The 26,314-nt window shown below is 43.6% G+C and carries 25 protein-coding genes; 8 read left to right on the top strand and 17 right to left on the bottom strand.

Translation table 11 applies throughout. The features are described 5' to 3' along the window. Positions 1-26: 26 nt before the first annotated feature. From Q8M62_RS14035 to Q8M62_RS14015, 5 genes are all read right to left on the bottom strand, one after another. A complete protein-coding gene (locus Q8M62_RS14035) occupies positions 27-1,103 on the bottom strand; it encodes a DUF3810 domain-containing protein (RefSeq protein WP_304899959.1) in 1,077 nt (358 codons plus the stop codon). Positions 1,104-1,115: 12 nt separating this feature from the next. Further along, the gene (locus Q8M62_RS14030; protein ID WP_304899960.1) at positions 1,116-1,697 is read right to left on the bottom strand and encodes a NifU family protein; all 582 of its coding nucleotides are present in this window, start codon (positions 1,695-1,697) and stop codon (positions 1,116-1,118) included. A gap of 73 nt (positions 1,698-1,770) precedes the next feature. Continuing rightward, on the bottom strand, positions 1,771-2,514 hold the full coding sequence (locus tag Q8M62_RS14025; RefSeq protein WP_304899961.1) for a ThuA domain-containing protein: 744 nt from the start codon (positions 2,512-2,514) through the stop codon (positions 1,771-1,773). Between the two features lie 144 nt (positions 2,515-2,658). Next, positions 2,659-3,408 carry a M15 family metallopeptidase gene (locus Q8M62_RS14020; protein WP_304899962.1) on the bottom strand — a complete coding sequence of 250 codons (750 nt, stop codon included), beginning with the start codon at positions 3,406-3,408 and terminating at the stop codon, positions 2,659-2,661. Further along, positions 3,408-4,169: an SDR family NAD(P)-dependent oxidoreductase gene (locus tag Q8M62_RS14015; RefSeq protein ID WP_304899963.1), complete on the bottom strand. Its 762-nt coding sequence runs from the start codon at positions 4,167-4,169 to the stop codon at positions 3,408-3,410. Before Q8M62_RS14015 ends, Q8M62_RS14020 begins: the two co-directional genes overlap by 1 nt. A gap of 684 nt (positions 4,170-4,853) precedes the next feature. On the opposite strand from Q8M62_RS14015, the gene Q8M62_RS14010 reads away from it, so the two are divergent. Continuing rightward, positions 4,854-6,002, top strand: a complete 1,149-nt coding sequence (locus Q8M62_RS14010) for a DUF4221 family protein (protein ID WP_304899964.1) — start codon at positions 4,854-4,856, stop codon at positions 6,000-6,002. Between the two features lie 190 nt (positions 6,003-6,192). Here Q8M62_RS14010 and Q8M62_RS14005 read toward each other — a convergent pair whose 3' ends face one another. Then, positions 6,193-6,858, bottom strand: coding sequence for a heme exporter protein CcmB (locus Q8M62_RS14005; RefSeq protein WP_304900003.1), 666 nt, complete (start codon positions 6,856-6,858; stop codon positions 6,193-6,195). 349 nt (positions 6,859-7,207) lie between these two features. Here Q8M62_RS14005 and Q8M62_RS14000 point away from each other — a divergent pair, with 349 nt between their 5' ends. The 6 genes from Q8M62_RS14000 (at position 7,208) to Q8M62_RS13975 (ending at position 13,607) form a co-directional block, all read left to right on the top strand. Next, a complete protein-coding gene (locus Q8M62_RS14000) occupies positions 7,208-8,008 on the top strand; it encodes a sterol desaturase family protein (protein WP_304899965.1) in 801 nt (266 codons plus the stop codon). A 218-nt stretch (positions 8,009-8,226) separates the two neighbouring features. Further along, entirely contained in the window at positions 8,227-8,433 is a 207-nt protein-coding gene (locus Q8M62_RS13995) for a DUF2191 domain-containing protein (protein ID WP_304899966.1), read from the top strand. Continuing rightward, positions 8,430-8,804 carry a PIN domain-containing protein gene (locus Q8M62_RS13990; RefSeq protein WP_304899967.1) on the top strand — a complete coding sequence of 125 codons (375 nt, stop codon included), beginning with the start codon at positions 8,430-8,432 and terminating at the stop codon, positions 8,802-8,804. Before Q8M62_RS13995 ends, Q8M62_RS13990 begins: the two co-directional genes overlap by 4 nt. A gap of 243 nt (positions 8,805-9,047) precedes the next feature. Continuing rightward, positions 9,048-11,165 carry a PQQ-binding-like beta-propeller repeat protein gene (locus Q8M62_RS13985; RefSeq protein WP_304899968.1) on the top strand — a complete coding sequence of 706 codons (2,118 nt, stop codon included), beginning with the start codon at positions 9,048-9,050 and terminating at the stop codon, positions 11,163-11,165. A 29-nt stretch (positions 11,166-11,194) separates the two neighbouring features. Next, positions 11,195-12,070 carry a glycoside hydrolase family 16 protein gene (locus Q8M62_RS13980; RefSeq protein ID WP_304899969.1) on the top strand — a complete coding sequence of 292 codons (876 nt, stop codon included), beginning with the start codon at positions 11,195-11,197 and terminating at the stop codon, positions 12,068-12,070. Positions 12,071-12,296: 226 nt separating this feature from the next. Beyond that, the gene (locus Q8M62_RS13975; protein WP_304899970.1) at positions 12,297-13,607 is read left to right on the top strand and encodes a DEAD/DEAH box helicase; all 1,311 of its coding nucleotides are present in this window, start codon (positions 12,297-12,299) and stop codon (positions 13,605-13,607) included. 29 nt (positions 13,608-13,636) lie between these two features. Here Q8M62_RS13975 and Q8M62_RS13970 read toward each other — a convergent pair whose 3' ends face one another. The 3 genes from Q8M62_RS13970 to Q8M62_RS13960 all read right to left on the bottom strand — a co-directional run bounded on the left by Q8M62_RS13970 (position 13,637) and on the right by Q8M62_RS13960 (position 16,501). After that, positions 13,637-13,873, bottom strand: a complete 237-nt coding sequence (locus tag Q8M62_RS13970; protein WP_304899971.1) for a hypothetical protein — start codon at positions 13,871-13,873, stop codon at positions 13,637-13,639. 150 nt (positions 13,874-14,023) lie between these two features. Continuing rightward, complete coding sequence (locus tag Q8M62_RS13965) at positions 14,024-14,338, bottom strand: hypothetical protein (protein WP_304899972.1); 315 nt, start codon at positions 14,336-14,338, stop codon at positions 14,024-14,026. 222 nt (positions 14,339-14,560) lie between these two features. Further along, positions 14,561-16,501 (bottom strand): tetratricopeptide repeat protein, encoded by a 1,941-nt coding sequence (locus tag Q8M62_RS13960; protein ID WP_304899973.1) that lies wholly within the window; start codon positions 16,499-16,501, stop codon positions 14,561-14,563. A 238-nt stretch (positions 16,502-16,739) separates the two neighbouring features. Here Q8M62_RS13960 and Q8M62_RS13955 point away from each other — a divergent pair, with 238 nt between their 5' ends. After that, positions 16,740-17,882: an acyl-CoA dehydrogenase family protein gene (locus tag Q8M62_RS13955; protein WP_304899974.1), complete on the top strand. Its 1,143-nt coding sequence runs from the start codon at positions 16,740-16,742 to the stop codon at positions 17,880-17,882. A 69-nt stretch (positions 17,883-17,951) separates the two neighbouring features. On the opposite strand, the gene Q8M62_RS13950 is transcribed toward Q8M62_RS13955, so the two are convergent. The 8 genes from Q8M62_RS13950 to Q8M62_RS13915 form a co-directional block, all read right to left on the bottom strand. Beyond that, complete coding sequence (locus tag Q8M62_RS13950) at positions 17,952-18,740, bottom strand: 5'-methylthioadenosine/adenosylhomocysteine nucleosidase (protein WP_304899975.1); 789 nt, start codon at positions 18,738-18,740, stop codon at positions 17,952-17,954. Positions 18,741-18,878: 138 nt separating this feature from the next. Further along, positions 18,879-20,174, bottom strand: a complete 1,296-nt coding sequence (locus Q8M62_RS13945) for an NCS2 family permease (RefSeq protein ID WP_304899976.1) — start codon at positions 20,172-20,174, stop codon at positions 18,879-18,881. Between the two features lie 55 nt (positions 20,175-20,229). Further along, entirely contained in the window at positions 20,230-21,000 is a 771-nt protein-coding gene (locus tag Q8M62_RS13940; RefSeq protein WP_304899977.1) for a 3-ketoacyl-ACP reductase, read from the bottom strand. Next, positions 20,997-22,439: an NADH:flavin oxidoreductase gene (locus Q8M62_RS13935; RefSeq protein ID WP_304899978.1), complete on the bottom strand. Its 1,443-nt coding sequence runs from the start codon at positions 22,437-22,439 to the stop codon at positions 20,997-20,999. Before Q8M62_RS13935 ends, Q8M62_RS13940 begins: the two co-directional genes overlap by 4 nt. Continuing rightward, positions 22,436-23,815, bottom strand: a complete 1,380-nt coding sequence (locus Q8M62_RS13930; protein WP_304899979.1) for a glycoside hydrolase family 88 protein — start codon at positions 23,813-23,815, stop codon at positions 22,436-22,438. The genes Q8M62_RS13935 and Q8M62_RS13930 overlap by 4 nt, the downstream gene beginning before the upstream one ends. Further along, positions 23,805-25,217 carry a sodium:solute symporter gene (locus tag Q8M62_RS13925; RefSeq protein WP_304899980.1) on the bottom strand — a complete coding sequence of 471 codons (1,413 nt, stop codon included), beginning with the start codon at positions 25,215-25,217 and terminating at the stop codon, positions 23,805-23,807. The genes Q8M62_RS13930 and Q8M62_RS13925 overlap by 11 nt, the downstream gene beginning before the upstream one ends. Further along, positions 25,214-25,426: a hypothetical protein gene (locus Q8M62_RS13920; protein ID WP_304899981.1), complete on the bottom strand. Its 213-nt coding sequence runs from the start codon at positions 25,424-25,426 to the stop codon at positions 25,214-25,216. The genes Q8M62_RS13925 and Q8M62_RS13920 overlap by 4 nt, the downstream gene beginning before the upstream one ends. Positions 25,427-25,595: 169 nt before the next feature. Beyond that, complete coding sequence (locus Q8M62_RS13915; protein ID WP_304899982.1) at positions 25,596-26,282, bottom strand: outer membrane beta-barrel protein; 687 nt, start codon at positions 26,280-26,282, stop codon at positions 25,596-25,598. Positions 26,283-26,314 lie beyond the last annotated feature (32 nt).

Here is a 26,314-nt window from a genome sequence, read left to right as displayed (position 1 = left end):
TTTCTAACTAGCTAGAAACAGATGAATTAATCCTCCAAATTCATTCTTTTTCGCCAGGAATATGCAAGCATGGGAAGTTGCTGATAGGAATTGACTCCGGCTTTCACCCCCTGACTTTTCAGAAAAATATCATTTGACTTTTGGCTCAATTCAATGGAATAAGCCTTAATCGCCTGACTGGATTCCCGGAGTGCATTCAGGTCATTTCGGATTCCCACAGGAAGTCTACTTACCCACTCCTTGTATTCATTCGGTGCCATCCTATAGAGATCCCGCATCTGATATTGTAAGAGCCTAATGTGTCCGGAGTAGCGAAGAATTGGGTCTTCCGAATTGGTGCAGATCACCCAAGCTATAAAGTTGGCCTCCCCTTCATCAGTGACCCCATAGCTGTGGGCCATTTCATGTGCCACGGTAAAGGGCTGCTCCAAGGGATGAAGGGTTGGGTCGATGTAACTTTCCCCTGTGAAAGGAAAATAAATCCCTAAAATGCCCATTTTACGCATGAATCCTGGCGGAGGAAACAGCTTCGTCCTGGGTTTTCCTGTGAAATTCAGCCCTAATATTTCCAGATTTTCATACATATTAGCCCGCACCAATCGCTCCAAATCAGGATAATCCATAATTGAATTGATAGCCAAACTATCGCTGGAAATTCTGGCCCGATACTGAATCGTTAGCCTTCGGGTAATTTCGATCTCCGACTTTAATTGCTCGAGATTGAGCGCTTTTGGATTCAGCGAAAGCTGTTTGAATATTGGTGTTCGATGATAATTGAAACCCCAAAGTACCAGGAAGAAAAACACCAAAGCACCCAGTCCATTTGTCAGGGCTTGCAAGGTGTACATTGATTTTGCTTTCCAGCCTGCTCTCTTTAAAAATCTGAAGATGAATAATCCGATTACAAAAAATACTGTTGCAATAAAAAGGTAAACACTGGGAAAAGGCAAATTCCCCAGAGTCAGGTCAATGACATTTCTGATTCCGGGAAAAAATATCCTGGAATAAATCTCATCTGTTGCCTCCGGATTTTGAATCGCGAAATAGCGGATGACCAGAGCAACAACACCTAGTATAGCCCAGGACCAATCCCTTTTCCCCATGAATTGTTAGAATTAAATACCTTCTGCCTGCACTTCCTTAACCTCAGGAAGCATTCGGGTCAACAGGTTTTGAATACCGGCTTTGAGTGTTACGGTACTGCTTGGGCATCCTGAACAGGAGCCTTGAAGCTGCACTTTGACGATACCGTCCTCAAAAGAATGGAATACTATGGCACCACCGTCCTGCTCTACCGCGGGCCGGATGTACTCGTCGAGAATTCCTTTGATTTTTTTAACCACTTCAGAATCATTCTCATCAAAAAGTGGGTCCTTTTCAAAACTCGCAGTTACAGCCTTTTGGCCTGACTCTAAATACTGCTTAATATGATCCCGGATGATAGTTTGGATTTCCATCCACTCCACCGCCTCAGTTTTTGTAACCGTAACAAAGTTAGAAGCGATGAACACCCGCTGTACGGCAGCAAAGTTGAAAAGTTCACGGGCAAGCTGACTGTTTTGGGCGCTTTCGGCATCTGGGTAATCAAAACTTACACCATCCTCCACCAACATGAAGTTGGCGACAAACTTGAGTGAATTTGGATTGGGATTGGCCTCCATGTAGAGGTGTACGGGTCGGGCTTGAGCTTTCAGCATGGGAATGAAGTTATAATAAGGTACAAACCAAAAAAGGCCTCGGAAGTTCCGAAGCCTCTAAATTTTGGAAAAATCACTTCGGCAGATGTCCTTTAGCGGCATACCAAATTCCACCATATAAATGCTTAAGGAAATCTGCATCCAAAAATGCGGACTCCACATGTCCAAGTGCTGTGTAAAATACTCTACCTCCATCATACTCATGATACCAAGCCATCGGGTGATTGGCCCCCATCGCCTTTGCTGGTTCGTAGGTTGTTTCGTCAGCGTTGATTAAGACTTTGATGTTTGGATTAACATTTCTGAATTCATACAATTCGTCTGTCCAAAGCCAGTTTTTTGGAAGATGCCAAGTAGATGGGTGATTTTGATCTACAACTTGAAGTCGAAGAGTCTGCTGTCTTGGATGCGCCAAGAAATAAGCGCCGATCATCTGATTATACCAAGGCCATTCGTATTCGGTATCCGTGGCGGAGTGAATTCCGACTACACCTTTGCCGCTTTGGACAAATTTCTGAAAAGCAGCCTTTTGAGCATCATTGAAGATAGTACCAGTGGTACTCATCAGAATGATAACATCATACTTGGCCAGATTCTCATCGGTGAAATGGTTGGCATCTTCAGTCGTATAGACATTGAAGACATGGGTTTGACCCAATTTTTTCAAAGCAGCCACACCTTCAGGAATGGATTGATGACGAAAGCCTGCCGTCTTGGAGAAAACCAGGGCTCTGATGTTTGGATTTTGCTGCGCAAAAGCTCCTAAAGCGAAAGTGAATACCAGCGCAAGGGTAAGAAATATGGGTTTGAGATTCATAGGTTTTGGGTTAATGGTTATTGGTTATTGAGTTAATGGTAATTAATCATTGGTAATTGATTATTGGTCATTGATCATTGATCATTGGTAATTGATCATTGAACATTGTTTCGGTCTTGAAAATTAAATCTTGATACTAGATACTTATTTAATCAGCTCAAACTTCTCTCCGGCTTCTTTCCGTGAAAATGCATTGAAATGCCACCATTCGCTACCGATTCCTGTAAAGCCTGCCCCGATCATCACTTTTCTGAGGATTTCCCGGTTGGAAACATGGGTTTTGGTGATTTTTCCCTCTGCAAGCATCTGTTTTTCCCGATCAGGATAGGCAGGATAGCCAAAATAATCATAGGCCGTACCCATATCCAAAGGCTTTCCCGATTCATTGTCATAAATGGTCAAATCAACAGCCACGCCATAATTGTGCAAACCGCCGATTTTGGGATCCGCCACATAAAGTGGCTTGATGCTATCCGGCTTATCCAAATCATCCCAGAGAATCTGCTGCACGCTCAAAGGACGCACACCATCATAAACCAATAAGGTCAAATTGGGATAATCCTGCTGCAAACTCTCCTGTGCCTTTCTGAGCATCTCAGCTACAACAGGCTGTAAATAAGCCCGCACATGATCTCCGTAGACATCCTTTCCGAAGAAATTATCTTCCGTGGAATATTTCAATTCGACTCGAATTCCAGGAATGACACTTGCGATATCCACCAATCCCTGAACGATAAGCGTCTTTTCTAATTCTGGAAGTTCTTCGGTTTTTGCGATTTCAGCTGGAGCTGCTATAAGTTCACGTTGTTGCTCGGAGAACAACTCCTGTTCACTCTTTTGTGGAGAAGCGCAGGCAAAACTTAAACCCAGAAATAAGGCAATGGAATTTCGCATCAGACCGGATTTTTCTTGACCAAAGTAGCCGAAGCCTGTGCAGTAGGAAGCACCACGATATCAGCCAAAACCACGTGTGCAGGCCGATTCACCACAAACTCAACAATGTCTGCAATGTCTTGAGCATAGAGAGGCTCAAAGCCTTTGTAAATGGATTCGGCCCGAGTCTCATCTCCCTTGAAGCGAACCAAAGAAAACTCCGTCTCCACCAGACCCGGATGAATTCCGATTACTTTGATCCCGAAAGGATTCAAATCGATCCGCATGCCTTTGGTGATCGCATCGACGGCAAACTTTGATCCACAGTACACATTTCCATTAGGGTAAACTTCTTTACCTGCGATCGAACCGATGTTGATAATCATTCCTGAATTCCGCTCGGTCATGCCGGGAATGATTGCCTTGGACACGTACAGTAAACCCTTCACATTGATGTCCATCATCGCATCCCAATCGTCCAGGCTGCCAGTTTGAATTGGATCCATACCGTGGGCATTTCCGGCATTGTTGATCAGAATATCGACCGCTGACCAGTCTGAGGGGAGATTTCCGAGGATTTCACCGACTTTTTCACGCTCACGCACATCAAAAACTAGGGGCAAAAAGCGAACTCCAGATTCCAATTCCTTTCCCAACTCCTCCAATCTTTCTTCTCGGCGCCCGGTTGCGATGATATCAAAACCCATTTTGGCAAGAGTCAAAGCACAAGCTTTTCCAATCCCGGATGTAGCTCCGGTGATCAGGGCAATTTTGTTTTTCATAGCCTAAATATAAAATTGAAAGATTGGAAAATTGAAAAATTGGAAAATTACTGTCACTCTGAGCGGAGTCGAAGAGTTGAAAAATAGGAAGATTGGAAAATTACTGTCACTCTGAGCGCCTGCCTCGCGAAGGGAGGGAGTCGAAGAGTTGAAAAATTAGGTTTGGAAAGTTGGAAAGTGGAAAGGTTGCAAAGTTGTAAGGTGGGAAGGAGGTAAAGTTGCAAAATGCACACCGCTCAGATCAAAGGTTTTTTTCCACTATCATCAACTTCACTCTATTCATATTTACCACTGAAACTAAAATAAATCCGTTTAAACCATATATTGGGGGGGGTGTAATTTTTCTTTAAACTTGAGATTCAGTTTATACTTTTCAACTATGTTCAATGTTTAACTTTTAAAAACAAATTTTATGAAAAACAACCGATTAAAATTATCTCTTGCTGCTTTTGGGCTAGTAGTAGCATTTATGGGCTCTACAGAGAAATTGAGTGCGCAACAGTCACCATTGTGTAAATGGAGTAAGAGGGTTGAGGCCTGTTTAGCCTCTGCACCAGACGGATATTGTGCCTATGGAGGACCTGATTGCACTACTACTGGCCCTGTAGTGGAGGGTTAAATTCAAATTTTATTCGGGACTTCCTTTAGCAGGAAGTCCTAATTTTAAACGTATGCGTCATGAAAATGAAAACCTTTCTAGTTTTAATAATTTTTGCTTCTTTTTTTTCCTGCTCTGAAAAAAAGCCTTCATCCTCTAATCCTCTTGACTACATTACGGATACTACTGCTATTTCGATTGATCGAAAAACCGAGACTTATACTCGATCCATTCAATATTTGGATGGTGATTTATACTGGTGGAACCCAAATCGTGAGACGATAAGTGTATTTGATCTTTCCAGTAAAAGGCTTAAAAATATCATCAAAATGGAAACGGATGGGCCAAATGGAATAGGTAGATCCTTAGGTTTCTATATTGTTAATCCCGATAGCATTTATGTACCAAATACAGGCTATAAACTTAACTTAATAAACGCTCAAGGGAATAAGTTGGAAGATTATGATTACGGTAGCTATCCAAAACTTGGGGGCGTGATATCATCCATGACAAGGTACTCCACCACTTTCCAAACCAACAATTTAGGGGTGATTTATCTCGGTTTGGAAGACCTTAGAAACATTGAGTCTTCTGATTTAGATAAGCAAACTCTTAAAAATTACCCTCCAATCCTTTCATTTAACAAATTAAGAGGAACTTTTGAATACTTAAATTTTAGAATTCCCGAATCAATTTTGAAATTTAAAGACGCAATTGAATTTAGTTTTACTTCTGCTTCAAGTTCATTATTTCTTCTTCATAATCGAAGCAATACGCTATATGGGGTTCATTTCAGTGGTGATAATTTTAAAGAATATCAGCTTCAATCTGATTTACTGAAAAACTTTTCAAACGAATATTACAATTCGCCTCGAATGTCCAATTCCATAGAAGAGAACATGAATGTGGCATTTAAAAGCGCCGAAAATCTAGGGCTTGTTTTTGATCATCATAAAAAATTATTATATCGATTTGGGTGGCCGGGAGAAGAAATCTCTAATGATAAAGATGCAATGAAGTTCGGATATACTCCTCGCTATTTTACCATCAGCATCTACGATGGATCAGACTTTTCTTTGATCAAGGAATTCACCCTTCCCCGAAATACCTACCTCGCTCATCATTATTTCGTGGATGAAAAAGGGTTGAATCTCTTCCCCATGCATCCGGACAATCCTGAATTCAATGAGGATGAAATGGTGATACATACCTTTGATTTTAGCGAGTTGAAGTGAGAATTGTAAGATTTGAAGATTGAAAAATTGGAAAATTACTGTCACTCTGAGGGCCTGCCTCACAAAGGGAGGGAGTTGAAGGATAGAAAAGTTGAAAAGTTGGAAGATTGCAAAGTCGCCAAATGGGATACTTCAAGCTTGAAACTTCTTTGCACCTCGTACTTCGTATTTCAAACCTCGTACTTCCCTATCAGCTTTTCCACAAATAAGGAAACAAAATATACGCTGTCACACCCACAATCGCATTGATCGCTAAAAGGCTAAGGAGCTTATCTGCACTTACGCTGAAGTCTAGTCCGTCCAGCGCATTTTTGGAAATCCGAATCGCCATCAGCAGAATCGGGATAATCACCGGGAAACTCAAAATCGCCATCAGCGTGGCGTTATTTCCGGCTTTGGATGCAATCCCACTCACCATGGTCAAACTGGCAGAAAAGCCCACTGATCCCAAAACCAAATTCAACAGGAATAAACCCTGATCCTGAACAGGATTTCCCAATATCACTGAAAACACTCCGTAGCCAAGCAAGGCCAAAATCAAGGTCAATCCGGTGTTATAGATGATTTTTGAAAGAATAATCGACTCAGGCGAAGCGATCATGTAGTAATACAATTGTCGTCCCTGATGCTCTTGAACAAAACTCTTGGCAACGGCATTCACTGCCGAGAAAAGGATGATGATCCAATACAAGGCATTCCAAGTTGGGATGGAAAGGTTGCCCATCTTAGCTCCTACGCTGAGGTAGGTGATAAAAACCGCCGAAACCACATACAATAAAATCCCATTCAAGGCATATTTCTGACGCCATTCCAGTGTGATTTCCTTATGGATCAGGACGGAGATTTCTTTCCACATGGCCCAAAGGTAAAAATTGGCCTTCAAAGATTTGCCACAAAGCTCAAAGGGTTTTTACCGAAGAATTTTTTTTACCGCAGAGCGCACTGAGAAAAAAGAGATTGAGGGATTGAGATTGAATTGAACTTCAAAGATTAATGGCTGGGGATGCTTTTTTCAAGGTCGCGGAGGTATTCGCTTCGCTCTTTGATGAGGGTTTTTAACACGGAGTATTTTTTAGCCACAAAGTCACTAAGGCGCTAAAAAGTTTAAGAATTTACAAAGCTTGGAACCCCTTTTCAATAAGGCAACCAGTTTTTGGGACAAAGAACTTCTTTTCCTAAATTGAGAGGCTTTATACACCAAAACTATGATTTGGGAAGACTTCTTCTTTAGATGGACAAGAATCGCAGGGAATGTAACCTTCCGTTACTTCCTGATAGCAGGTACTGTCTTTTTCCTTTTCTACTTTATCCTCAATGGGATTTTGGCCAGTCGTAAAATGCAGGCTAAGTTTCCAAAACTGAAGGATTACTCCCGAGATATTACCTATTCGCTCATTACGATTTTAATCTTTGCCACGATGGCAGCGGTCGTTTTTGTATTGTTATCCCCATACACGCTGTACTACCGCGACGTTGAAAAATTCGGTTGGGGGTATTTCTACCTCAGTTTTCCCCTGATGTTTTTGATTCATGATGCCTATTTCTATTGGGCACATCGGCTGATGCATCACCCAAGGCTTTTCAAAGCCATTCATAAAGTCCACCATTATTCCACCAATCCCTCTCCTTGGACGGCGTATGCATTTCACCCTTTTGAGGCAGTGATTGAAGCGGGAATCATTTTGGTTTTGGGTTTTGTTTTGCCAGTTCATCAGGCTGCATTCGGATTATTTATGCTTTTCCAGTTCTCCTACAATGTGTACGGGCATTTGGGTTATGAGCTTTATCCCAAAAACTTTCAGCGCACTTGGATCGGCCGATGGATCAATACCGGCACGGCACACAATCAGCACCATCAGTATTTCCATGGCAACTACGGATTGTACACGCTGATTTGGGATCGGATTTTCGGAACACTGCGAGAGGATTATGAGAAAAAATTTGACCAGGTGACCAAACCCCGAGACTATACCCCCAAAGAGGAATCGATTAAACACTTGGCTTGATTTATTGATACGAACTACTGACACGGCATTGAAGTCTGACAGGCAAATAAAACTACATCCCCCATTTATAAGGGAATTACGTCGGTTCAAATGTGAGCGATAGGGATAAAATATTTACTATCAAGGCAATGCAGGCATCATATTTTGAATTTGAGAAAAAAACAACCTCAAATAATACCTATATACGATAGGCTATCGTATATTTAAAAAAATTGATCATGAAGATAACAGCCTTACTACCAGAAGAAATGATCAAAGAAGCAATGGAGCTATCTCGTGCTGCAACCATCACCGATGCGTTGAAAACTGCCCTTGTGCACTACATCTCCATTGAAAAAATCAAGCAAGCATCTGAGTCTATTGTCTCCGAGCCCTTGGAGTTTTATTATTCCGCAGAGGAGCTTCGATCCAAGAATCAGTCATGAAGGAGGTCATATTTGACACGTCTATTTGGATTGAATATTTTAAAGGAAACTCTGAGTATTTTAAGCCTTGTCAACAGCTTTTAGACTCCGGGTCTGTCTCTACGCTGGAGGTGATTTTTGCGGAACTAATGCAGGGAGCCAAAGGAAAAAGGGAGTTGGAGACTATTGAACTTTTTTACAAAAACTTACCAAAGTTGGATGCGCCTAATCAGATTTTTGAAGCTGGGATTTTTTCTCAGAAAAACCAATTGCTAAGTAGAGGAATTGGCTTGATCGACTCCATAATCATTTTCGCAGCCATCCAAAACCAAAAAAAGATCTGGACACTGGACAAGAAAATTAATGCGTTTTTGGCTTCAACATCATTCTAAAATCCGGCATTTTGCTCTCTCGCCAAGACGCTAAGCTTTTTTACGAGATTCATTAAAAACATTGTCAAAAGGGTCAAGTTTCAAATTTTTAATCCCCCTTTGCGGCTTCCCGACTTTGCGAGATATAAATTCGCCAAAGAGGTAAAAAACTTCCTTTGGGTGACCCAGGTCCTTACGAGGAATATAAATTTTGTAAGGATTCAAAAATCATCCGATATTATCATTCCGAAACCCACCCCCCAAATGACCTTGAAAAATTGGCTAATCCTCCTTACTCCAGCTTTCATATTTTTCTCCTGCGGAAAACCCTCCACTGAAATCGACTACACCGACTGGTCACACTACGGCGGACCGGAGGATGGATCGAGGTATTCCGCCTTAACTCAGATCACCAAAGATAACGTCGCCCAACTCCAAGTTGCATGGACATACAACACAGGCGACGCCACCGAACGAAGTCAGATTCAATGCCAACCCATCGTGGTCAATGGATTGATATATGGTTCCACGCCGAAACTGAATGTTTTTGCACTGGATGCTGCCACTGGAGAAGAAGTTTGGAGATTTGATCCTTTTCAGGTTTTGGGCGGAGAAAATTCCTGGGCAGGAACCAACCGGGGAGTCACATATTGGGAATCTGGGGAAGACAAGCGAATCCTTTTTTCAGCAGGAAATTGGTTGATGGCTGTCAATGCACTGACCGGAGAGCCAATTTTAAGTTTTGGTGATCAGGGAAAAGTGGACATGCGAAAGGATTTGGATACTGATTTGGAGGATTTTCTGATCGTCAGCAATACGCCTGGAGTAGTATATCAAGACCTACTGATCATGGGAATGCGCCTCTCAGAAGGTTTGGATGCTGCACCGGGACATGTTCGAGCTTACCATATTAAAACGGGGAAGCGGGAATGGATTTTTCATACCATCCCTCATGAAGGTGAACCCGGATATGAAACTTGGGATCCCAAATACATCAAGCAGATCGGCGCCGCAAATAACTGGGCCGGAATGGTCGTCGACCAAGATCGAGGAATCGTCTTTGTGCCAACCGGTTCGGCAACCTATGATTTCTGGGGAGGCTATCGGCATGGGGACAATCTCTATGCAAATTCACTTTTAGCTCTGAATGCCAAAACTGGCGAGCGAATCTGGCATTTTCAGGCCGTTCATCATGATGTTTGGGATCGGGATTTTCCAGCTCCACCAAATCTAATTCGCATCCAAAAAGACGGAAAATGGATCGATGCAGTAGCCCAGATCTCCAAACAAGGGATGACCTATGTGTTCGACCGTGAAAGCGGCAAACCAATTTGGCCTATAGTGGAAACACCGGTCACACAATCTGTATTGGGTGGGGAAAAAACTTCTCCAACCCAGCCCATTCCAAGTTTACCTGAGCCATTTATGAAGATGGTATTTGAGGAAAAAGACATCCTCAATCTCAAGCCGGAGTGGGAGTCGGACATCCGCTCTCAGCTCGCAAATGCAATTTTCGGGGATACATGGGCACCTCCACATCCTGAGAAACCCATCGTACTTTTCCCCGGCATGGACGGTGGTGCAGAATGGGGTGGAGCATCTTTTGATCCCGGGACTCAGACGATGTACATCAATGCCAATCAGATTCCTTGGCTCATCGAAATGACTCCGAATGCCAGTTTTGGAAACGTGGGCCAGTCGATCTACACCAATTATTGCGGCAATTGTCACGGTTTGGACCGAAAAGGAAACTTACCTGCAATGCCGAGCTTGATCAGGTTAAAAGAAAAGTATACGCCTGATTCCTTGGATCAACTTCTCAGAATGGGACGTGGTGCCATGCCGGCTTTTGGACATATTACCAAAGAAGAGCGATTGATTCTCATCGATTACTTAATGGGAAAAGCGGATTCAGGTGACAAGCAGGAACTGGAAGCCGAAAGCTCCAAACTCTATCCTCAGTACTACATGAATGGGTATAAAAAGCTGGTCACAAAGGAAGGACTTTACGGGTCAAATCCACCATGGGGACTACTTACCGCTATTGACATGAATACCGGCAAGAAAAAATGGCAAGTAACCTTGGGTGAAATTGATTCACTCAGTGCGCAGGGATTTGAGCCGACAGGCACCGAAAACTATGGCGGACCGGTAGCTACAGCTGGAGGAGTGCTATTCATCGCTGCGACAAAGGATGAAAAAATCAGAGCTTTTGATAAAGAAACCGGAAAGATCCTTTGGGAGGCCAAACTCCCTGCAGCAGGACATGCCACTCCGGCAGTTTATGAGAAAAACGGAAAGCAGTACTTGGTCATCGCTTGCGGAGGTGGAAAAGGCACCAAAAGCGGAGACAGCTATGTGGCCTTTGCTTTGCCTGACTGATTTCCTTATCCCAATTTACCCAATAGCCCATGAGAATACTGTTGATTTCAATGTTCGTATTCAGCTTCTTACTTAATTCTGATTCACAAGAGCTAGATTTTCATGACGCGTTTCTAGAGAATTTTCAGAACAGCAAACCGGAATTTTTCCGATATGGGTCCACCGGGAGAAAAGCCAATTTCAAATGGAAATCAGGGAAGAAAGCCAAGGAAACAGACGATTCAAAAATCCTTTCTTTTAAAATCGATCCCAGAGAAGTGGCTGGACCAGGCAAAGGTCCTGAGATTATTTCCAATAAATTCACTCATTTTGGAAGCTATGCTACAAGATTAAAAGTCCCGGATCCGAGAGGGGTCCAACCCAATGTCGGTGCGGTGGTTGGGTATTTCACCTATCACATGGACAAAGAAAAGGGACTGAGCGAAATAGACTTTGAGTGGCTTCTGGCAGATCCCGAGGTAATTTACATGGGCACTTGGACCGGGGAGTCCGGCAAATTGAAACGGGTAGGAAGGACAATCAATCTGGCAAAAGGAATCATCTACACAACTGAGTATCGGGAAGACCATACCAAAACCAGAGAAAAGCTTACCGGTAGTAGCCAAAACCTTCCCGAAAAAATAGAAGCCATCGAAGGATTTAACGCTTCGGCCCAGTTTCACACGTATGGATTTGACTGGTATCCGGACAGGATTCGCTGGTGGTTGCTTCATCCGACCACAGCCGATACCGTAGTGCTTTGGGATTATAAAGGAGAACGGGGAATCCCCCAACATCCCTCCAAATACCGGATGAACTTCTGGCATACCAATAACTGGTCTGTGGAAACCAACCCCAAATCTTTGGAAAAGCCTAAAAACCGCTTTGAGCTGGAAGTGGATTGGATGGGATATCGGCCATATTAAGTCTTCAACATTCGAAATTGGAGATTTGATGTTCGAGATTTGATATTCGAAATTCGATGTTCGCTATTCGAAATTTGAGATTTCCTTATTTTAATAAATCAGTGGAGATCTACAATTTTTTTAGCCTAGCACTTGCCTGATGGCAGGCAGGCAGGCAGGTGTCGAAGATCTAACCCCGTAAATCGTAAATCTGAATTCGTAAGTCCATTTCACCTACCTTTGCCCCATGTCTACCCCGCAAAAAAGCCAAGCAGAAATCCTATCCAAACTAGGTATTGAGCAATTGAACCCGATGCAGCTCGCCGCTCAAAAAGCCATTGAATCCTCAAATGAAATTATTTTGCTTTCTCCTACCGGCACAGGAAAAACGCTCGCTTTTTTGCTCCCGCTCATTCAGCAGTTGGATGTGACTTGTGAAGAAATTCAACTGGTGATTATTGTACCTTCTCGGGAACTTGCCATCCAGATCGAACAGGTCATGCGGGAAATGGGCACTGGGTTCAAGGTAAACGCAGTTTATGGTGGTCGGGCAGGATCTAAGGATCGAATCGAAATCAAACACCGCCCAGCCGTTTTGGTTGGTACGCCAGGCAGAGTATCAGACCACTTGAGAAGGGATGCATTTGACACTTCTTTTATCCGGACGCTTGTCTTGGATGAATTCGATAAATCGCTTGAAATCGGCTTTGAAAGTGAAATGAAAGATATTCTTCACTTGTTGCCAAAAGTAAAAAAGATGCTCTTGACCTCAGCTACACAAGGCGTGGAAATCCCACGGTTTGTCGGCTTGAAATCGCCTGTGACCGTTGACTTTTTAGAGGATAAAATCACACAGCTTCAGATCAAAAAAGTCTTGTCTCCAACAAAGGACAAACTGGAGACTCTCGTAGAACTGATCAGTCACTTGGGAAAACAAAACGGGATCATCTTCTGCAATTTTAAAGATTCAATCCAACGGGTAGGCGAGTGCTTAGAAGAGCATGGTATTTCTCATGGGATTTTCTCCGGAGGAATGGAACAGACTGATCGGGAAAGGTCATTGATCAAATTCCGAAATGGGACTCATCAGATTCTCTTGGCAACCGATCTTGCAGCAAGAGGAATTGACGTACCGGAAATCAAATTTATCATACACTATCATCTTCCCCTGCGAAGCGAGGAGTTTATCCATCGAAATGGACGAACAGCACGGATGAACAGTGACGGAACAGCCTATGTCCTTCATTACGAACGGGATCCTCTGCCGGATTTTATCGGAAATCTTCCCATCGAAAAACTCACCAAGTCAAAACTTCCTTCACCTTCGGAGTGGAGCACCTTGTTCGTGTCGGGTGGTCGAAAAGACAAAATCTCCAAAGGCGATGTAGCTGGACTGTTTTTCAAGCAGGGAAATCTCGAAAAAGATCAGTTGGGCGTGATTGAATTGAAAACCGATTGTGCCTTTGTGGGAGTAAAAACGGCGACATTGGAGAAACTTCTCCCCAAAGTCAACAACATGAAATTGAAGGAAAAGAAGGTACGGGTGACGGTGATTTAGAAAACCGGCAATTTTAACTAGCCAGCGTTCTAATACCTGGATTTGGATTGCCTCGAAGGCTGAAGGATTCCGATCAGAACTTGTAAATCCAATCCATAGGCCATGTTCTTAGAATTGAAGTTGACATACGGGCTGACACCAAAGCCTATCACTTTCCCAACTGTGGGGCCAAAACCAAGATAAAGGCTATTGTTTTCGGCGAATTGAGCACTTGCAGAAAATCCGGTGTAGAGGGTAATAAAAATGATAAGCAGGAATTGCTTCATGGAATGGGGAAATTGAAAATGGTATGATAACTGAATGGCAAAAAGACAGCCAAGATCGCAGAACCATTCTTGTTGAATTCTGGGCATCGAAACAATAACATGCTGTTAGCAATTCAACCCCGGATAGGAATTAAATTAAGTAGTTGAACCTTATTTCGGATCTTGGCTTCCCTGTGAATATTTTGGAGCCAAACTGTCAATGGCCTCGACCTGAAGTTTAATCATTTCCAGCTTTTCGTCGGTTTTTTCTTTCATCTCTTGCAGTTTGGTTACTGAGTTAGAAAGCGATTGAGATCGGTTGATCTCCAGGTTCACCAGTTTTTCAAAGTCTTTGAGTCGTTGGATCTGCATTTTTTCCTGCCGGGCATATTCTTTGAAAAGTAAATAGTGGAGCAAAATCAGGCTTCCGACAACCAAAATGGCTAATAACCCAAAAACTCCATTTTCAACAAATAATGCCAGCATAGTATGACCCTAATTAGATCAAAACTACTGTTGACATATTTCAAAAGAAATACGACAAACGGCCTACTTTTTTAGAGACAATTTGGCTAAAGCCTGATTATCATTTCTATTCTCGATGGAATGGGCTAAAGTCACATTCCTATTCATAGGAGCGATTTTCCTCACCAATTTTCTCAGAGAAGAAGCTTTAGCCAAAAAGTATCTTTTTGAAAGTTCTTGATTCTAACCTGCTGGCCAAATCAGTAAAACCGAGGTTCCATTTCCGGTTTCAGAATGGATTTCCACGCTTCCTCCGAGTTCTTCGGCTCGCTTTCGCATATTGTAAAGCCCATTACCGGGATTTATTTCAGACGCTGTGAACCCTTTACCATTGTCATGAATATTCACCAAAAGCTCCTTCCCGGTGGAGTCAATTCTGACCTCTACCCGATCGGCTTCCGAATATTTGATGGCATTTTGGATGGCTTCCTGGACGATTCTGAGAATCTGGATGCTTTCGGCCGAAGTCATCGTAGTTTCAGGATTTATACGATCATGGATTTCATAATCAAAAGTGATAGCAGAAGCCGATTGTCCTGCTTTTTGCACATATTCCTTAATTCGGATTGAAAGCTCTTCCCAAGTGACTGAACCTCGATTCATCGCCCAAATCGTATCCCGCAATTCAGTGATCGTCTGCCTGGTAAAATTTGCAATGGTATCGTAGCGCTGTGTGAGTTGATCCTTGATGGGCTCAAAATATTTCAGATTTTCGATGGCGGAAATAATGAAAGTCAATTGCGCACCGATATTGTCGTGAAGGTCTCTCGAGATCAGCAGGCGTTGCTCCTGAAGTTTGTTTTGAGTTTCGATTTGCGCCAAAGCCGACTTCAATTCACCTTCTTGCCGGAGTTGGCGATTTTTCAGTTTTTGTTGATTGTAGATCAAATACCCTACAATTCCCAAGGCAAGAGCAATCACTAAGGAGCCAAAAAGTAAGATGTTTTTGCTTCGTATGGCGAGTTGTTGCTCAGCGATCTGCAGGTCTTTCAATTCAGTTTGGTATTTGGTCTCCAGTTCGGCTACTATTTCCTTGGACTCTTTTTCTACTTTGTTTCGGAGGGTTTGTTGATAGAGATTGGAATAAAAGCGGGAGCTGTCCCCCATTCCTATAGCAGCATATACCGAAATCAATTCAAAATAGGGGAATAAAACATCCTCCTCAGAACCTTGACTTTGAAAGTTTTTTGCAGCTGAGAGAAGATAAGGCTTTGCCTGCCGGAACTTCCCTTGAGCGTTAAGAGAAGTCCCCAATGCTGTTTCTAACGAAGCTATTTCATATTGCGTGTTCACCCGATTTGCCACCTCCAAACCTTTTCTAGCCACATCTTCCAATTGCTCCATTTCGCCTTTTTCCATGAGAAACATAGAATAAATTCGGTAGGAAATCGCCTGATTCATCGGGTCATCGAGTTCTATAGATTTAGAAATAGCCTTCTTAAAATAAGGTTCTGCTTTATCGAAATCACCCAGATACTTATATATCGTCCCTAAATTATTGTAAGACCCGATTGCTGATCGAAAATCTCCAAGCTGTTCCCGAATAGCAATAGCTTCTTTGTAGGCTTTTTCTGCTTTTTCGTAATCGGGCAGGTTTTGGTAGATCACTCCAAGATTATTCAGCACTGCCGCGGCATTGAGCTGAGCATCGAATTTTTGAAAAATCGGAAGCGCCTTTAAGAAATAATCCAAGGCAGTGTCGGTCTCATATTTCCGCTGATAAATAAACCCCAAAGCATTGTAGGACTTAGCCATCCCAAGAGAATCACCGATTTCCCGGCGAATCTCAAGGGATTTTTGATACAATATTTTAGATTCATTCAAGTCGCCTTTTTGCAAAATCCCACTGCCTAAATCAGAATAGGCTTGAGCCAAAATCTTAGGATCTGAGGCCTCTTCAGCTTTTTTTACCGCTATTTGTCCATAATAAATAGCCGAATCAATATTGATCGCGGCGAATTGCCAACTCAATTCCCCGTACATATTTGCAAGTTGGTCCGATGGAAGTGACTCCTGAACGCGAAGTTTCAGGCTGTCTATAATAAAGCGGGGACTTTGTGCAAAAGTATTGGTAAATGCGAAAAAGAGGAATACGATTAAAATCGGAAAAAGACGGGTTTTCATGAGCTGGTAATCATTCTGGGGAAATAAGTTAAAAATCAGTCTATTGGCAATAAAATTAGGAATTATCGGCAATTTGGCTTTATAGGCTTGACTTGGGAAAGTCTTTTTAGAAACTCAAAACTTCACCTCACAATTTACTCAAAATTCAAAATAAAAGATCGTTTTGGCTGATTTGGAGAAGTAAAACTTATTATAAACCTTAGAGTATTAATAGTGAATATAAACCCAAGAATACCCTATGTTTGATTTTAACCTGAATGAAAATCAGCAACTAATTGCTGAAATGGTCCGGAATTTCGGTGCCAAAGAGATTACACCTTTCCGCAAGGAATGGGATGACAATTCACATTTTCCAATCGAAGTCTTTAAAAAACTGGGTGAGCTTGGCCTCATGGGCGTCTTGGTGCCTACTGAATACGGCGGATCCGGTTTTGGATACAATGAATATGTGACTGCGATTTTGGAATTGACCAAAATGGATCCTTCGATCGGTCTTTCCATGGCGGCACACAATTCACTTTGTACCGGGCACATCATGATGTTTGGTACTGAGGATCAAAAGCGCAAATACCTTCCAAAACTTGCTACCTGCGAATGGCTTGGCGCTTGGGGCCTGACAGAACCCAATACTGGTTCTGATGCCGGAAATATGCGCACAGTTGCTGTAAAAGAAGGTGAATATTACATTTTGAACGGAGCAAAAAACTTCATCACTCACGGAATATCCGGAGATGTGGCAGTAGTGATCGCCCGAACCGGTGAAGTTGGCGACAGTCACGGCATGACCGCTTTCATCATCGAGCGAGGCACTCCGGGATTCAAGGGTGGCAGAAAAGAGGATAAACTTGGAATGCGTGCTTCCGAGACCGCCGAAATGATTTTTGAGGACTGCAAAGTCCATGAAAGTCAGGTTTTGGGGAAAGTCGGAGATGGATTTATCCAGTCCATGAAGATCTTGGACGGGGGCAGAATCTCTATTGCGGCGCTTTCTTTGGGGATTGCCGAAGGAGCCCTCGAAGCATCCATCCAATACTCCAAAGAACGTCATCAGTTCAACAAGCCAATTTCAAGTTTTCAGGGCATCTCTTTCAAACTAGCCGACATGGCTACTCAATTGGAAGCGGCAAAACTGTTGACTTTTAAGGCTGCTGATTTGAAAAACAGAGGAGAAAAGGTAACCCTTGCCGGTGCTCAGGCTAAATTGTTCGCTTCAGAAGTCTGCGTTTCGATTTCCAATGAGGCGGTACAGATTTTTGGTGGCTATGGCTTTACCAAAGACTACCCGGTAGAGAAATTCTACCGTGATTCCAAGCTTTGCACCATCGGAGAGGGAACTTCGGAAATCCAGAAATTGGTGATTTCGAGGGAGATTTTAAAATAGAGTTTTCAATACCCTTCGACTCCACTCAGCCTGACACCACTGTCAGGCTGAGCGGAGTCGAAGCCATTTTTATAACTTCTCCAAAATCCCCAAGACCAAACGTGCGGAATTGACCGATGCAGGTCCGACAAATTGATTGAAATTCACCCGGGCATTGTTGTTGGCATTATCGCTGCAGCTTCGGATGATGACAAATGGAATTCCCAATGTACGGCAAATATGTGCGACTGCGGCACCTTCCATTTCCGTAGCTAAGGCACCGAATTCGGCATAAAGCATCGCTGCTTTTTCGTCATTGCTTACGAATACATCACCGGTGGCAATTACGCCTGAAAACACCCTTGGCTTTCTGCCTGAAATCGGTTCAAAATCAATTTCAGAAGAAGATGCCAGACTTTTTGCAACCAGATTTTGATCCGAATAAACGAAGAGCTCCTCATGCCTCCCTCCATTTAATTTTCTGAAGGGAGAGACCTTAAACCCTGTGGTGTCTATCTGTCCAAAATCAAACTGTACAAGCTTTTCCCCTATGACAATATCTCCCGGCAAGGCTTCAGGATCCAATCCTCCTGCCACTCCGGTAAAGATCAATGCAATGGGTTTGAAATTTTCAGTCAATACTGCTGTACTGTAAGAAGAATTGACTTTTCCCACTCCTGCTTTTAAAACGACTACTTTTTTCCCTTTAAGCTTCCCGGTATAAAAATCAATGCCTCCCCGGTTTACTTTTTTGGAAGATTTCATGGAATCCAACAAAATCGCGATTTCCTGATCCAGAGCTCCCATGATGGCAATACGCTGGGCTATAACAGAATGAGACCCAATGAAAATAATGAAACCAATAATTAGTTTTTTCATGTGTTTATAATTTTTCTTTAAGGCCACATGCCTGCCTGTATTCGGACAGGGAATCTTCGCATGCATTCCCCGATAGCTCGGGGCATACCTCAGTGTGTCGCTTAGGGTCATGCCTGTCTGCCTCAGGCAGGCTTGATTTCAAAGCCATAGAAAGAAAAGTGAAAGAACACTGATGATTGCTAAAATGGGGTTGATCTCTTTGGTTTTCCCGGTGATCAACTTCAAAACTGTCCAACTGATAAACCCAAAAGAGATCCCAACCGATAGGCTATAGGTAAATGGTATAAGCACGATGGTCAAAAAAGAAGGAATCGATTCATCTGGTTTTGTCCAGTTTATATTAGTCAGTGGAATCACCATAAATGAGCCTACCAAAACAAGGGCAATGGAACTGGCAATGGAAGGAATCACCGAAAGCAAAGGTGAAAAGAACATGAAAGGCAAAAAGAGTAATCCTGCTGTGACGGCTGTCAGCCCGGTTCTTCCGCCCTCTTCGATTCCCACGGCAGATTCAATGTAAGCCGTGCCCGAACTGCTGCCCACCAATCCTGCGAAAAGCGTTGCAAAAGAGTCTGTAAGCAGTGATTTCCGCATATTTCGTGGATTTCCGTCTGGATCTTTCAAACCGGAGGCTTCCGCCAATCCTACAAAAGTGGAGATACCATCAAATAAAATAGTGAACGTAAACACAAAAATAACCGGGATGTACGCATAGCGAAGCGAGCCCAAAATGTCTGCTTTGCCTACTAAACTGAAATCAGGCCAAGCAAAAAGACCGGTATAATTGACCAAGGTTGACAATCCAAAATTTACTGCAGACGCATCTCCCCAAATACGACCTATCGGCCAAGCCAAGGCCGTGGTGAAGAGAATGCCAAAAATAATCGCTCCGGATACCTTACGAACCAGCAATCCTCCGGTAAAAAGTAATCCAGCCAAAAAGGTTAGGGTAATTGGGTCTTTAAAAATCGCCATGCCTACCAGCGTGGCAGGATTGTCCACGATAAAATGCGCGTTCTGAAAGCCGATAAAGCAGATGAATAAACCGATGCCGGCAGAAACTGCATGACGCAAAGCCGGCGGAATTGCCTGAATGATCTTCTCCCGGGTCTTAAAAACAGAGAGTAAAAGGAAAATAACCCCCGACCAAAATACCGCCCCAAGCGCTTCCTCAAAGCTCAGCCCAAAGCCTTTGACAGCAGTGTAGGTAAAAAAGGCATTAATCCCCATTCCAGGCGCTACGACAATCGGATTTTTGGCATAAATCCCCATCATCAAACTGCCAAAAGCCGACACCAAAACTGTTGCTGTGAGCACTGCCGAAAAAGGCATTCCCGCTTCGGCAAGGATCGCAGGATTGACGATGATGATGTAGAAGCAGGCAAGAAAGGTGGAAATTCCGGCGAGGATTTCGGTTTTTATTTGTGGCTTCATGAGGTCCAAAATACAGAAATGAAAACCAAAATCCCTGATAGGCTCAAAACAGTAGTCACAGCCTCCCCACCATCATACCCCCCTCAATCCTAAGAATTTGCCCTGTCGCGTAAGACAAGTCTCCCCGCAGCAAAGCAGCAACTACTTTACCGATATCTTCAGGTTGACCCATTCTTTTCTCCAGAGTCAGACCATTTTCGATCCGCTCCTGATAGACGGATTTCACTTTTTCGGTCATGTCCGTCTCGATCACTCCCGGCTGGATTTCATAGACTGGAATATTGAATTCAGCCAGTCTTACTGCCAAAACTTTCGACATCATCGAAAGCCCCGCCTTGGCCATGCAATAAACCGCACGGTTGGTAGAGGCGAGTACTGCTGAGACTGAAGTGATATTGACGATGGAAAGCGGCGAATCGGCATTGGACCTCCGGATTTCTGCCATCCAATTCGCAAAAGCCTGAGTCAGAAAAAAAGTCCCTTTCAGATTGATATCCATCAGGTGATCAAAATCGGCCTCTGCAACTTCCAAGACATCTGCCCGGACCCTCGGTGCTACTCCGGCATTATTGACCAAAAAATTGATCGTTCCAAATTTCTCTTTTACTCCATTTACAACGTTTTCTCTGTCGGCTTTTTCAGCAATATTTCCTTGAAAATATTCCACCCGAACTCCACTCTTGCGGAGCTCTTCTAAAACATCTGTGACATCAGATTCTGGACGCACACCATTCAAAGCCAAGTCAATTCCTTCATGGGCCAGCTTTTTGGCAATTCCAAGCCCGATTCCTCGGGTTCCTCCTGTGATCAAAGCTACTTTCTTCATTCTCCTTTCAAGGATTTAAGTTGATCGTATTCCGGCATTTTCTTGTAGAGCGGGTCCAGTGGAAAGCAACCTGAAATCATCCCGTTTCTCGGTGCTGTGGTGCAGTCGGAGAAGGTACGGCAGATTTTTGCCCTTTTAAGCCCTTCACCAGAAAGAATATCTGCAGGCATATCCGGATAGCTTAGCACCATTCGACCAAAACCGATCGAGTCAGCCTTTTTACTTTTCAGGACATTTTGCCCCACATTTGGCAGCCACTCCTGCAGGTAGGAATAGGCTGATCCTATGACATACAATCCCGGAAAAGCCTTTTTGATTTCGGCTGTAGCTTGAATCTGTCTCGCTACCCCATGAAGTGGATCTTCAGGGGGCTGATACCCATCAGAAGGCGGGAATAATGCCGGGCGCTGAATGTGTGGATTGTAATAAGGACTTCCGGCGGTGGTACAGAGGAGCTCGATATCGAGTTTTTCCAGTTTCTGAAGAAAAAGAAAAGGCTCACTCAAATCCGTGATTGTACCACTTTCATCTCCTCCAAAAGCATACCGATAGGAATCCTTTTGCGCAGGAATTCCGGTTTCCTCGGGACCTTTTTGGAAGGGTACCCAGTCGAAAATGCTCATCCTCACCCCAATTTCCAGACCCGGTGCAGCTTCCCTGATGCCCGCTACAATGTCCCGAAGAAAGCGGGTACGGTTTTCAAAATTTCCTCCATATTTCCCCTCTCTGTCGTATGCACTTAAAAATTCATGCCCCAGATAGCCGTGACAATGTTTAATATCCACGAAATGGAACCCTGCATTTTGAGCCAAAACAGCGGCATTCACATAATCTTTGATAATTGAGTCAATTTCCTCATCGGACATAATCGGATAATCTTCCGCCAAACCAAATTTCCTGTTCAAAACAGGATGTGGGTAAAGGATCTTTGGCTCCATCCGCTTCTTATCATTGGGCTTGCAGAAGCGACCGGAGTGAGTGAGCTGCAATCCAATCAGCAAATCGGAAGTGTCCCCAAAATGCTCCTGATGGGTCGTTTGTAAGAGTTGGAAAAGATCGACGAAATCCTGAAAAGTCTGTTGATTCAGCATCAATTGGTTTGGATTCGCTCGGCCTTCAGGTCGGACAGCGACCGCTTCACACCCCCAAAGTAGTTTGGCTCCGCTGAGGGCAAAGTTTTTCCAACGCCTTTTGGTCAGTTCGGTAGGACGGCCGTCTTCCGTTCCATCCCAGCCCTCCATAGGCAAAATACACATCGCATTCCCGATTTTCCGGTTGGAGCGAAGCGTATGAGACACTGCAAAGGGTGAATCAGATCCCGAAATCAACTCCTGATCAAAATCCAGTTCGATTCTTTCTTTTTCCAGATGAGCACTGAAAAGCTCAGTAGTTTTTAGCTGGGCAACCCGAGGAAACTGTGGTTTGTATTTTCCGCTCATGCTGGCACGCAGTTTAGATAAGAGTAATACGGCTCATTTTTCATCATCCGCTGCACCAGTAATGCCAACTCACGCGCATGATAATCTCCCCACATGCTGGATTCTCCATGAGCGACTTTTCCTGCTTGAGGCACATAATCCCAACCATTTGGCTGATGATAGATCGAGTGCAAAATCAGACCCTGATGCTTTGAGTCAGTAGAAAGGTAAGGCTCGGAGAAAAGAGCTCCAGCAATCTGAATTCCGGCTTTATGATATTTTTCTGCACGATTAGGGTCACTATTTTTAAGCCAATTCCCGATGCGAATCAGGCCTTGCGCTGTGATACATGCGGCGGAGCTGTCCACCGGTTCAAAGGCATTGAAAGGCTCAGAGGGTCTGTTGAGGTAATCCCCCATTTTATGCAAACTTGGCGCTCCGGTATCCCAATAGGGAATGCCATCGGTTGGCGTGTTTGCGAGATAAAATTCCGATGTCGCAATAGCCGCTTCGCTAAGCTCGGCGATCAGATCTTTTTTAGAAATAACTTCAGCGTAATCCGATTCAGAAATCTGGTCAAGGATTTCCAAAGTCTCACCCAAGCCGCAAATGGCCCAAGCCAATCCTCTCGTCCAGGTGCTGAATCCAGTATAACCTTGCTGGGAATTGGGGCAGCGATAATTCCCGTCATTGGTATTGAAGATGATTTCATGAGCAGTCCTTCCTGCCACATCGTAGCTGTCCCTTCCTTTACCGTAGAAAATCGAAAATCGAACCGTGCTCAAAATGTGCTGAATCGCCCGTTGAATCAGGGAAATCCGCTTGTCATTTTCGGTTTGAAGCACATGCCCCAATTGATGCGAGACAACCAATGCCCGGCAGCTGCGGATGGTGTCCACAAAAAGCGAATGGGGGCCATTGAATGAATAGATAAATCCTCCGTTTGGAATAGATGTCCACCGGGTGGCTTGTACTGCACCGGTTACTTTCAGTGCCAGTTTATAGAATTCTTTTTCCCATTCTGAGCCCTGAATTTTGCCTTCATTGATTAGGCGAAGGAGATTGCCGTAAGTACTGACATTGTTGAATCCATGATCATGCACCCCGATATGGGTGAGGTGCGGGGCCATTTTACTGACCGTGTTTTTGCGACCGATCTCCAAAAATTCAGTTTCTCCCGTTGCATCAAACTGCAATAAGGCAGAACCAAACTGGAAACCTTGCGTCCATTCGGTCCAGCCCCGGGTGACATATTTACCTTTTTCGGTAAACACAGGGGCTCCATTTTTGGTGTCAAATGAATTTTCAATGGAGCGGATTTTCTGTCCGGAAAGGTTCCAAAATCGCTCCAAAGGAGATTTTAAATCAGAAATTGAAAAGTGCAAATCAATCTTCATGTGTAGTTTTTTGGGTAAAATTATGAGCGATCATAAGTATGGCCGTCACCGGAATTAAAATACAATACATCGCTGCGTCGGTAGGCAAACCGGCAAATCCCGCCGGAACCACCTCAAGCAAAGACAAAACGAAATAACTCAAGGCAATTGCAGAGATAACAAGCAAAGACTTAGGGGGATTTTTGAAAATCACAGCTCCCAATACCACCGGAGCGATCATAGATGTACCTGCAAAACTCACTCTTGCCAGAAGCACCAATTCATCACTCATGTAGGTGGAAAACACCAAAACAATCAGCGAGAACACTAAAATCGCAATTTGAGTAATTCGCATATTTTGCTTGTCAGAGCCTGTCAATAAGGAGCGTAACTCCGTGCCTAAGGCAAAAATCTGCGCATTGGTAGTAGAAAGGCAAGCAGCAAAAAGTCCGACCACAGCCAATGCTGCAACCGGATTCGCCTGGTCAAACAGCAATGCTGCAGATAGAAAATCTGCTGTAGTGCTGTCCGGGTATTTTACTGCTCCGTAAAGCCCGATAAATGCAGTCGGGAGAATCACCAAAATGGCAAATATCCCTACGGCATAGGCCATTTTATGGACGGATTTCAGGTTTTTCATGACCACCAATCTGGTGGTAAACTGCGGTTGAGAAACAGGAATCATCACAATGGCGATGGCAGAAGCAATCAAGAACGGACTGCTGAATAATCCTTTGGGCCCAGGAAGTGACAGTAAGCCTGCATTACTTTCAGCTACTCTTTCCAAAGCTGAATCCAAGCCTCCTGCCATCTTCAGGCAGGTCACACCGATAATCCAAATCACAACCAGCAAAATCACTCCCTGTATTGCATCGCTGTACATGATAGCCTTCAAGCCTCCGATCTCAGAGTAAATCAGCATAATCACAACCAAAATTGCCGACCAACCCCAATAGGGAATCAGGTCTGGAAATGCTGCGTTGAGGAATATGGAAATGCCCCGGATTTGAATGGCCACATAAGGAATAAGGAAAAGGAAAGAGCTTATGAAAATCAGGTACCCTGCCCATTTGTTTCGAAAGCAACTTTGGATAAAACCAGCCACGCCTTTATACCCAACCTCTGATGCCCTTTTGCGAAGCTTGTATCCAAACCAAATCAGAAAAAATACCATCAAGGCATCCGAAAAGGCCAAAAATACCCAGGCTCCCACTCCATGCGTCCGAAAGAAATCCGGCATGCCCATAAAGGTGAACGCGCTGAATAATGCTGCCGAAAAAGTAAGAAAGCCAAGAATGGTTCCGATGTTGGATCCGGCCAACATAAACTCATCCGAGCTTCTGTTTTTGTTGTACGATTTATAAGAGGCATAGCCAAGCGAGGCCAAAAAGAGTGCGAAAAAGAAAATCAGCCAGCCTGTCATTGTTTTTTAGATTCTTGGTGTGGGAAAAACCGGGAAGCTAAAAAGGTCAAAACCACAATCACAACAGTCACCAAAAACCCTGTCCAAAAGACATAAGGAACATTGGCGAGGGTTGGATCAACTTTATTTTCTCTGAAAAGAATAAGAAATGATCCACCTGTGAGGATCAGAACAGTAAAAACCAGAATATTCCAGATTTTGTACTTCATGAGATTAGCTTGGGGTTATTTGGGCAGAAATCAAAAAACCATGAAGAAAACTTCATGGCTGGGTTAAAATAGGAATAAACTTCTGCTTTGCTACCAAGCTTGACACAAAGGGCACTGATTCAGCCCAAGAATTTACGGAAACAATTTCGGGTGGGATTTCCGACCGGGATTATTGAAAATTAAAGTAAATGGTGATTCCTTTACGTTTGACAGAAGAAATTACATCACGGATTTCCGCAGGCGTTTTTTCAGCATAATAAATATTGTTCAAGCCGTGCGAAAACCTGATTTCGGGTGCAAACTTGAAATACTTAAAATAAATCTCAAAGCCCATGCCCATCTCAAGGGTGAAGTCCTGCCCTCTGGTAACGATCGGATCCAAGTTGGCCTCATCCTGACCTTTGGTTCTAAACTGATAGCTTCCTCCTCCGATAAAATACATCCGTGTATTGTTGAAGCGCTGGGAACGATACTTGAACAAGAGCGGAAGCTCAACCATTGTCACCTCATTGACCAACTCTTCAGTCCGGTAACCAAGATTATTTCCTGAATTATTGTCATTCCCGGGCACATTCTGCGTGGGAGGCACAAAATAATTTACATCTGTCCGATACTCGTAAAATGAAATTTTAGGCATGAAAAGCAGGTTTACCTGATCATGAAATTTCAAAATACCAATAAAGCCGAGCGAAAATCCCGGAGTGTACTTGGGAAAAATGGAGTACACTTGGTTATTCGCAGTATTGGTCGGGTCAAAAAATGCCTCCGAATATTTGATCTGGTAAGTGGCAGTATGCCCCGCAAGGAAAAAGCCGTAAGACAACACTTTGTCATCTGAACCGGAGGTACTGGTCAAGCCAAACAAGCCTTGCGCCTGGCCTGAAGAAC

The organism is Algoriphagus sp. (genome assembly GCF_030694375.1).
Lineage (GTDB): Bacteria > Bacteroidota > Bacteroidia > Cytophagales > Cyclobacteriaceae > Algoriphagus.
Note: the sequence above shows the minus strand (reverse complement) of the source record. Positions and strands in the feature narration are given on the sequence as shown.

Bases quoted from the DNA above. Each gene is read 5' to 3' on its own strand.
- Q8M62_RS14035 (WP_304899959.1), bottom strand. From the start codon at position 1,103: ATGGGGAAAAGGGATTGGTCCTGGGCTATACTAGGTGTTGTTGCTCTG.
- Q8M62_RS14030 (WP_304899960.1), bottom strand. From the start codon at position 1,697: ATGCTGAAAGCTCAAGCCCGACCCGTACACCTCTACATGGAGGCCAAT.
- Q8M62_RS14025 (WP_304899961.1), bottom strand. From the start codon at position 2,514: ATGAATCTCAAACCCATATTTCTTACCCTTGCGCTGGTATTCACTTTC.
- Q8M62_RS14020 (WP_304899962.1), bottom strand. From the start codon at position 3,408: ATGCGAAATTCCATTGCCTTATTTCTGGGTTTAAGTTTTGCCTGCGCT.
- Q8M62_RS14015 (WP_304899963.1), bottom strand. From the start codon at position 4,169: ATGAAAAACAAAATTGCCCTGATCACCGGAGCTACATCCGGGATTGGA.
- Q8M62_RS14010 (WP_304899964.1), top strand. From the start codon at position 4,854: ATGAAAACCTTTCTAGTTTTAATAATTTTTGCTTCTTTTTTTTCCTGC.
- Q8M62_RS14005 (WP_304900003.1), bottom strand. From the start codon at position 6,858: ATGTGGAAAGAAATCTCCGTCCTGATCCATAAGGAAATCACACTGGAA.
- Q8M62_RS14000 (WP_304899965.1), top strand. From the start codon at position 7,208: ATGATTTGGGAAGACTTCTTCTTTAGATGGACAAGAATCGCAGGGAAT.
- Q8M62_RS13995 (WP_304899966.1), top strand. From the start codon at position 8,227: ATGAAGATAACAGCCTTACTACCAGAAGAAATGATCAAAGAAGCAATG.
- Q8M62_RS13990 (WP_304899967.1), top strand. From the start codon at position 8,430: ATGAAGGAGGTCATATTTGACACGTCTATTTGGATTGAATATTTTAAA.
- Q8M62_RS13985 (WP_304899968.1), top strand. From the start codon at position 9,048: ATGACCTTGAAAAATTGGCTAATCCTCCTTACTCCAGCTTTCATATTT.
- Q8M62_RS13980 (WP_304899969.1), top strand. From the start codon at position 11,195: ATGAGAATACTGTTGATTTCAATGTTCGTATTCAGCTTCTTACTTAAT.
- Q8M62_RS13975 (WP_304899970.1), top strand. From the start codon at position 12,297: ATGTCTACCCCGCAAAAAAGCCAAGCAGAAATCCTATCCAAACTAGGT.
- Q8M62_RS13970 (WP_304899971.1), bottom strand. From the start codon at position 13,873: ATGAAGCAATTCCTGCTTATCATTTTTATTACCCTCTACACCGGATTT.
- Q8M62_RS13965 (WP_304899972.1), bottom strand. From the start codon at position 14,338: ATGCTGGCATTATTTGTTGAAAATGGAGTTTTTGGGTTATTAGCCATT.
- Q8M62_RS13960 (WP_304899973.1), bottom strand. From the start codon at position 16,501: ATGAAAACCCGTCTTTTTCCGATTTTAATCGTATTCCTCTTTTTCGCA.
- Q8M62_RS13955 (WP_304899974.1), top strand. From the start codon at position 16,740: ATGTTTGATTTTAACCTGAATGAAAATCAGCAACTAATTGCTGAAATG.
- Q8M62_RS13950 (WP_304899975.1), bottom strand. From the start codon at position 18,740: ATGAAAAAACTAATTATTGGTTTCATTATTTTCATTGGGTCTCATTCT.
- Q8M62_RS13945 (WP_304899976.1), bottom strand. From the start codon at position 20,174: ATGAAGCCACAAATAAAAACCGAAATCCTCGCCGGAATTTCCACCTTT.
- Q8M62_RS13940 (WP_304899977.1), bottom strand. From the start codon at position 21,000: ATGAAGAAAGTAGCTTTGATCACAGGAGGAACCCGAGGAATCGGGCTT.
- Q8M62_RS13935 (WP_304899978.1), bottom strand. From the start codon at position 22,439: ATGAGCGGAAAATACAAACCACAGTTTCCTCGGGTTGCCCAGCTAAAA.
- Q8M62_RS13930 (WP_304899979.1), bottom strand. From the start codon at position 23,815: ATGAAGATTGATTTGCACTTTTCAATTTCTGATTTAAAATCTCCTTTG.
- Q8M62_RS13925 (WP_304899980.1), bottom strand. From the start codon at position 25,217: ATGACAGGCTGGCTGATTTTCTTTTTCGCACTCTTTTTGGCCTCGCTT.
- Q8M62_RS13920 (WP_304899981.1), bottom strand. From the start codon at position 25,426: ATGAAGTACAAAATCTGGAATATTCTGGTTTTTACTGTTCTGATCCTC.